The organism is Bradyrhizobium niftali (genome assembly GCF_004571025.1).
Classification (GTDB): Bacteria; Pseudomonadota; Alphaproteobacteria; order Rhizobiales; family Xanthobacteraceae; genus Bradyrhizobium; species Bradyrhizobium niftali.
The window spans coordinates 1-6,137 of record NZ_SPQT01000080.1; the positions used below are offsets into that span (position 1 = coordinate 1).

At 58.2% G+C, this 6,137-nt stretch carries 3 protein-coding genes and 5 pseudogenes; 4 read left to right on the forward strand and 4 right to left on the reverse strand.

The annotated features are described in order from the left end of the window. Together E4K65_RS46005 and E4K65_RS46010 are read right to left on the reverse strand one after the other, a co-directional pair. On the reverse strand, positions 1-291 hold a 291-nt coding region (locus E4K65_RS46005), incomplete at its 3' end, for an IS110 family transposase (protein WP_167771645.1). A gap of 201 nt (positions 292-492) precedes the next feature. Further along, positions 493-786 carry a transposase gene (locus E4K65_RS46010; protein WP_167771697.1) on the reverse strand — a complete coding sequence of 98 codons (294 nt, stop codon included), beginning with the start codon at positions 784-786 and terminating at the stop codon, positions 493-495. 1,069 nt (positions 787-1,855) lie between these two features. Between E4K65_RS46010 and ectB the strand changes: the two genes are divergently transcribed. The 3 genes and pseudogenes from ectB to E4K65_RS46025 form a co-directional block, all read left to right on the forward strand. Further along, the gene (gene ectB, locus E4K65_RS46015) at positions 1,856-3,118 is read left to right on the forward strand and encodes a diaminobutyrate--2-oxoglutarate transaminase (RefSeq protein WP_135179682.1); all 1,263 of its coding nucleotides are present in this window, start codon (positions 1,856-1,858) and stop codon (positions 3,116-3,118) included. 59 nt (positions 3,119-3,177) lie between these two features. Next, positions 3,178-3,416 (forward strand): annotated as a pseudogene (locus E4K65_RS46020) (IS66 family transposase); the annotation flags it as partial. A 76-nt stretch (positions 3,417-3,492) separates the two neighbouring features. Then, positions 3,493-3,749, forward strand: a pseudogene (locus E4K65_RS46025) (transposase); the annotation flags it as partial. A gap of 244 nt (positions 3,750-3,993) precedes the next feature. On the opposite strand, the pseudogene E4K65_RS46030 reads toward E4K65_RS46025, so the two are convergent. Beyond that, positions 3,994-5,046: pseudogene (locus tag E4K65_RS46030) on the reverse strand (IS110 family RNA-guided transposase). Between the two features lie 88 nt (positions 5,047-5,134). Here E4K65_RS46030 and E4K65_RS46035 point away from each other — a divergent pair. Beyond that, a pseudogene (locus tag E4K65_RS46035) lies at positions 5,135-5,856 on the forward strand (DDE-type integrase/transposase/recombinase); the annotation flags it as partial. Here E4K65_RS46035 and E4K65_RS49380 read toward each other — a convergent pair. After that, positions 5,842-6,137 (reverse strand): annotated as a pseudogene (locus E4K65_RS49380) (integrase); the annotation flags it as partial. The pseudogenes E4K65_RS46035 and E4K65_RS49380 overlap by 15 nt on opposite strands.

The window sequence follows — 6,137 nt, forward strand, 5'->3', positions numbered from 1 at the left end:
GTACCGCGCGTTGACCAGAATGACCTCAAACCCGCGCTGTTCTAGGATCTCGTAGACTGGGATCCAATAGACTCCAGTGGATTCCATCGCGACACTGGTCACGCCGCACGTCTTGAACCAGTCCGCCAGCTCATGCAGGTCTTGCGTGAATGTGCCGAATGCACGCACTGGCGTGTCGGTGCAGGCCGGGTTCACCGCGGCCATGTGCATCTTTGATCCGATATCGATAGCGGCCGCGCCGAGGTTGACCGGGTTTAAGTCCGGGCCGCCACCGGTTGTCCTCTTAGGCATCGCAACTCCTCCGTCCGATGATGGGCTGGAGGGTCTGGGCTATGCCAATTTGTCATCTTCCTAAATCGGGATCGCCGCCGAAACGGCGTCACCACTCTCAAGTCCGCATGCGCCCATGGACCACGTTTTTTAACGGGGACAGTGCCTCCAATAAGCTGACGGCCGCTACCCTCCGAGCCAAGGGATAGCACAAGGCTGTTTCTATCCCGCGCAGGCGCGCCACGACGCTGGACAGTTTTTTAAAATGTCGCGTTCCATGCACAGCGTTTCGCTCTCCTGGCGTAGGCGGGTGATCTCCGAAGCCTGGTCCGCCGACATCGGCGTCGCCTGCGTGGTGGGGCGCCACGCCGTCGATGCCGGCTCCTGCCGGAGCTTATCCACCCAGCGACGCAGCACCGAGACGCGCAGACCGAGTTCCTTGGCGACCGTTCCGATCGATCGACCGCTCGATACCGCCAGTTCAACGGCTTCGCGCTTATAGTCGTCCGTGAACAACCGACGTTGACGTCCTGGCATTCGACACCTCCGGGCTCTCTGAGCCTACTTCAGGTGTCCACTCATTCGGAGGAGGATCAGGACTGCTCTGTCCGCCGCAACCACAGCTATCCTTCTCGGTTGGCTGCCATACTACAGAAGTTACGCTCTTAATTTCAGCGACGAAGGGTTCTACCTCAATTCCAACGCGAACCGATTAGCCTACGTGATCAATGTTCCGCTAACCCTTTTTGGCTTCGTCTACCACTGGCCAGACAGCTGGCCGCATGAAGCGGCGCTATCGGCAGGGATCAGCAGCCTGGCATTAGTCGCCTTTAACAATCGCCGGACGGCATGCTCTGACGCCCAGCCTTTTCAGCCGTTTGTCAGCATCGACGCACTTGCGGCGCTCTCTGCGCTTCTCGATCAGGCCTTGGGGCATCGATCGCCATCAGATGCCCTGCTTTCTGGCGCATCCAGAACCTCTCACGACCAGAATCGGGGAGAGACTCAGGTCGCGCGATACGCGCAATGCCAAGGAACGGATACCGACACAATCGAGGACCGCGACCGCAGATGGGTCTGTTCGGGAGCAGCCTTTCGCACGGCCTCCAGCCCAATCTTCGCCTTCAGCGCCGCGTCAATGTTCCGTCTAATCCTCTGCGTCCGTCTGTTGCGACGGAACGGCGTGAAATGCAATTAGTCAACGAAATCCGGGGTCCACTTCAGACCGTCCACGCGGGCCTCCTCGTCCTGCGCTGTTGGCAAACGGCTTTAGCGCGTTCCGTCCGACAGAGGCGTGTCCTCCCATCTGGAAAAGATGCGGCTGTCGATAATCGCACCCCTATCGTTTCACATCCATAAATCCCTACCAATCTCATTGTGGCCCCGCGTCGTCAGAGCGGAAGACTATTAGAGTTGGTAGTTTCATTGTTCCCGGCTCTCAAGTAGGTGAGCGGAACCATTCAGGCGCGTAGTACGGCGTAAGGCCCAACGCGCGCACGCTCCGGTTACTATATCGACAGCTCGCGCGATCTGAGAGACCCACTTACTTTGTGAGGAAACACGAGTGATTAAAGAACCATGTAGAATGCAGGCCTTGGAGGCCCTAGAATCAAACGTCCGCTCATACTCGCGTTCGTTTCCGGCTATTTTCAGTCGAGCACGCGGTTCGATTATGTTAACGGAAGCTGGTCGAAAGGTCATTGACTTCCTCTCCGGTGCTGGAACGCTCAACTACGGCCACAATAATCACCAAATCAAAGCTGCTATTACGGAGTATCTAGCATCGGATGCCGTAGTCCACGGGCTCGACATGGCCACCCCTGCAAAGCTCGAATTTATGCAGACTTTCAGCTCCGTCATACTTCGGGAACGGAATCTGCAATACCGGTTCCAATTCACGGGGCCGACAGGTGCTAATTCCATCGAGGCAGCTTTAAAGCTCTCACGCAAAGTCACAAAACGTCAAAACATCATTTCCTTCACGCAGGGCTATCATGGAATGAGTTTAGGAGCGATTGCCGTCAGCGGTAATCGCTTTTATCGCACAGCTACCGGCGTGTCTTTGTCGGGCGCAACTTTCATGCCCTATGATGGCTACCTTGGGCCAAGTGTTGATACGGCTGACTATCTGCGAAAGGTACTAATGGACGAGAGCAGTGGCGTCGATTGTCCAGCGGCCATTCTCGTCGAAACTGTGCAGGGAGAGGGTGGCATAAATGTAGCGAGTAAGGAATGGTTGCAATCAGTTCAGGCCCTGGCAAAAAAGGTTGGTGCCCTCTTCATAGTTGACGATATCCAGATGGGCTGTGGTCGCACGGGCGATTTCTTTAGCTTCGAGTTCGCATCGTTATCGCCAGATATTGTCGTACTGTCGAAATCGCTAAGTGGGTATGGTCTGCCATTATCAATGTTGTTGATTAGAGAGGGGCTCGACGCATGGCGGCCAGGAGAACACACGGGCACGTTTCGAGGAAACAACCTTGCACTTGTATCTGCAACCGCAGCTATAAATCTTTATTGGCGTTGCCTGACTTTCTCGCAGGGGGTGCAGCGTATGGGAGAACTTATGAGGCGGCGACTTGAGGCCATTGCATCCGAGCATGGAAATGGTTTTGCTGTTCGAGGCCGGGGCATGGCCTTGGGATTCGATTGCCAAATGGCTGAAATCGCGGAGATTACGACACGCAAGGCTTTTGAGAAGGGATTGATTGTCGAACGATGCGGCCCCCTTGATCAGGTCGTAAAATTTTTTCCCGCACTCACGATCGACCTCGAGACTCTAAATCAGGGGCTTGAGATATTCGAAGAATCTCTAGCCGAAACACTAAAACAGACTAGGTCACAGTGACCTGACCACGTCTGTTAATCCAGACGAGGCGAAACTCGGGATCTGCATCGCTCAAGAAAACCGAAGCGCTTCTTGCTCGAATCGCGGTTGCCAAATATGCGGACGGGCTGCCTCTCTACCCGCAAAAAGCGATTTACGCACGGATGGGCAAGGTCGGCTTCGAATTGTAGCCACTCGCCGACTACGTGCTGGAGAAGATCAAGCAGGGTGAGCGGATCTTCGCCGATGAGACGACCGACACTGGCTCCCGGATCCGGCAAGACGCAAAGGGTGGCTGTGGGCGTACGCGCGGGACGACGCCCGCATGCGGTCGCGTCGGCTCCGGCTCTTCGAAAGACTTCAGTCCCCGCTTCGCGTCGGGCGCGGACGGACAGATGAAGCGAGCAAGGTTCACGGAAGAGCAGATTATCGCAGTGTTGAAGGAGCATGAGGCTGGGGCAAAGACGGCCGACCTGGCTCGCAAGCACGGGGTCTCGGAAGCAACGATCTACAATTGGAAGCCAAATTCGGCGGCATGGACGTTTCAGAGGCGAAGCGGCTGAGGGCGCTGGAGGACGAGAACGCGAAGCTGAAGAAGCTTCTAGCCGAGCAGATGCTCGACGCCGCCGCCCTTCGCGAGCTTCTTTCAAAAATGTATGGTCCGTCCCGTCCGATCAAGGGTTCGTAACAGCAAAAATGACGGTTCCAGTTGCATAAATGTATCCGGCCTCTCGCGAGTGGACTGCTGTTGCAGCCAGGCCATGATGAGATCCGCGCACGCCGTTCCCAATAAATGGTTCGGGCACGAAGCCCGCTTTTTTGCACAGGGCTTACGGCATGTTGATCCACTGTTTCGTCATCCCTGTTCCCGAGCCTTGCAATCGAAGCCAGAAGCGTCAGGTGAAAGCAGGATCTCTGCGTTCGTAGAGAGCCCCAGGCTTGTTGAAGACCACCCAGACAATGCGGGCCATCTTGGCGGCTAGAGCGACAGCGGCCTTTGTTCGGATGCATCCGAGCCTGGAGCCCGTCGAGCCAGCTTCCTAGGCGATCGCGCGTCCGGTCCAAATGCCGGAAGCGGGATCGCGCGCCATGCACTAGAAGCTTTCTCACATAACGGTTGCCGCGTTTGCTGACGCCAAGCAACGTGTGTTTTCCGCCGGTCGAGTATTGCCTGGGCACTAACCCCAGCCAGGCAGCAAGGTCGCGGGCCTTACGAAACTGCAGCCCATCACCGATCCGGCAAGTACGGCGGTCGCACCCAATGCGCCGATACCAGGGATTGTCATCAGCCGGCGTGTGACGTCCTCTCGATCGGCGACCGCTTCGATCTCCTGTGTCACTTCGCGAATCCGCTCTTCGAGGCGGCGGAGATCGGCGAAGAGATCACCCACCAGGCGACGCATCACTGGTGACAAATCGTTTCCTTCGTCATTCAAAGCGCGCGGCAACTCGAGTTTGAATATTCCGGCACCCTGACGCAAAGGTACACTGTACTCGAGGCAGAAAGCCCGCATCTGATTGATCAGGCGTGTCCTCGAGCCGACCATCTGGTCACGGATTCGATGCAGCGCGTGAAGATCGACCTGGTCCTCCTCCTTCACGGCGACGAAGCGCATTGTCGGTCGCGTCGCGGCCTCAGCGATCGCCTCGGCGTCGATGATATCGTTCTTGTTTGACTTCACGTAGGGCTTCACGAATTGCGCGGGGATCAGGCGCACCTTGTGACCAAGTGCCTGTATCTTCCGGGCGAGCCACTGTGAACCGGCGCAGGATTCCATGCCAACTATGCTTGGTTGTGCGCGAGCAAAGAACTGAAGAAGGGTGTCCCGTCGAAAGCGAACTTTCTGAACAGGTGTGCCGTCGCAGCTCAGGCCAACGACGTGGAACAGGTTCTTGCCAATGTCGACCCCATAGACAGCCGCCGGTCGCGGCAAATTGCGACGGGCCATGATACTCTCCTCTTTTGATCCGACCTTCCTATGATGAGGGAGGAGGACGGGGCGGACCATCCATTAATGGTAAGGCCCGCCGCCAAGCGCGGTCGCGCATCTGCAGGCCCTCATGAGCCCGTCGGAGCGGCGGGCCTGTTCGATTCGGAGCGGATCGGAAGATGATCCGCTATCGCTCGAGCCGTCCTCCGGGCGCGACTCTCCGTGGCCGGCTGCGTGACCTTGCCAACGAGCGGCGGCGTTTCGGCTACCGCCGGCTGTTCGTGCTGCTGCGGCGGGAGGGTGAGCCATCGGGGATCAACCGGATCTACCGGCTTTATCGGGAAGAAGGGCTCACCGTCCGCAAGCGGTGGGCTCGCCGCAAGGCCGTGGGGACCCGTGCCCCGATCCTAGTCGAGGCGATGCCCAACGCACGCTGGTCGCTGGATTTCGTCCACGACCAATTCGCCAACGGTCGGCGCTTCCGCATCCTCAACATCGTCGACGACGTCACCAAGGAATGTGTGGGCGCCATTCCGGATACGTCGATCTCAGGACGACGCGTCGCTCGCGAACTGACGGCCGTCGTCGAACGACGCGGCAAGCCAGGAATGATCGTGTCCGACCATGGCACCGAGTTCACCTGCAATGCCATGCTCGCCTGGTGCAGGGACGCAGCCATCGACTGGCACTTCATTGCACCGGGAAGGCCGATGCAGAACGGCTTCGTGCAACGGCCGGATGCGTGACGAGCTGCTCAAGGAGACTCTCTTCTTCGATCTCGACGACGCCGGCGCCACGATCGCCAATTGGGTTGCCGACGCATCGTACGTGTGCGCCAGACCCGAGGTGGACGGCATCCCGGTCAAGGCCAGTCAGCTCGGAGAGGCGTAAGCCTGTCTGGGACGCGAGCAGCAGCAAGGTGTGATCGCGGCGGCCAAGCCACGTCGTTCGATCGGGCGCTGCGAGAACCGCCTCGATCTCGGGGCGCGTGAGGAAGTGCACCTGTCGCTTATCGTGGCGCTTGCTCGGAATGGCGAGCACGCGCTGGATCAGCGCACTGTGTGCCGGCTCCTCGAAGGACACGAACCTGAAGAAGGATCGGATAGCGG

Coding starts and splice junctions, on each gene's coding strand:
- ectB (WP_135179682.1), top strand. CDS start 1,856: ATGCAGGCCTTGGAGGCCCTAGAATCAAACGTCCGCTCATACTCGCGT.